The organism is Vibrio sp. Vb1980 (assembly GCF_033338615.1).
Lineage (GTDB): Bacteria > Pseudomonadota > Gammaproteobacteria > Enterobacterales > Vibrionaceae > Vibrio > Vibrio alginolyticus.
Genome location: NZ_JAWOSZ010000074.1, coordinates 1 through 762 on the forward strand (window position 1 = coordinate 1; position 762 = coordinate 762).

Genomic DNA, 762 nt, shown 5'->3' on the forward strand with positions numbered 1-762 from the left:
AATCCCTGCGGAAGTGCCTGCATCGGTTAGGTCAATAAAATCGGTTTGTGAAGGCGCACTGCTTTCGTTGAGCGACAACACATCCACACGTTTGGCTTGAGCATTGACCACGTAGAGTTTGTCCGTGCACGCATCATAACTCACGATTTCTGCGGCAGAAGTATCAAACGGCGCATCGGCGATAGATGACCCAACAAACGTCAAACCTTGGATTGAGGTTTCCCCAACAGCGGGTGAACTGATCGGCTTACATTGTGCACTGAAAGATGCGATAACATCGTTCTGTTGCGATGAACATGCGATGGCGAGCGTCGATAACGCCATTGCACCTATTGCCTTAAGTGGGGTGGTCATGATATCTCCTTATCAATCCGATATACTGTCGCTCAATGCATGATTTTCAGATATCTATTCATTCACTGCAGTGGACGATAATAGAACATTGATTGACGTGTGATTTGGTAAGGCTCTGAATATATGTATGATTTATGACTCTTATATGGGCTTTTTATGAAACAAATGTGTCATTGGCGAGATTGCGATGGCATTAGGATTTGGAATGAAAATGGAACTACAACAATTTCTTGATGTGCTGGCATCGTCACCTGAAAAGATTGAATTTGAAACGACGATGGCGGTGATTGAAGACAATTACGATTTTACGCCCGCTGCATTTACGAATGGCAACACGCAAAATGGCGCGAATGAAAACAATGGTTCGTGCAAAATTTTTGCATTCGGCTTATTGAACACTCTCGATAA

At 43.7% G+C, this 762-nt stretch carries 1 protein-coding gene and 1 pseudogene; one reads left to right on the forward strand and one right to left on the reverse strand.

What is annotated here, in order from left to right:
* Positions 1-354, reverse strand: a pseudogene (locus tag R7F64_RS23845) (alkaline phosphatase); the annotation flags it as partial.
* 211 nt (positions 355-565) lie between these two features.
* Here R7F64_RS23845 and R7F64_RS23850 point away from each other — a divergent pair.
* The coding region (locus tag R7F64_RS23850; protein WP_318072145.1) for a HopJ type III effector protein at positions 566-762 on the forward strand (197 nt) is incomplete at its 3' end.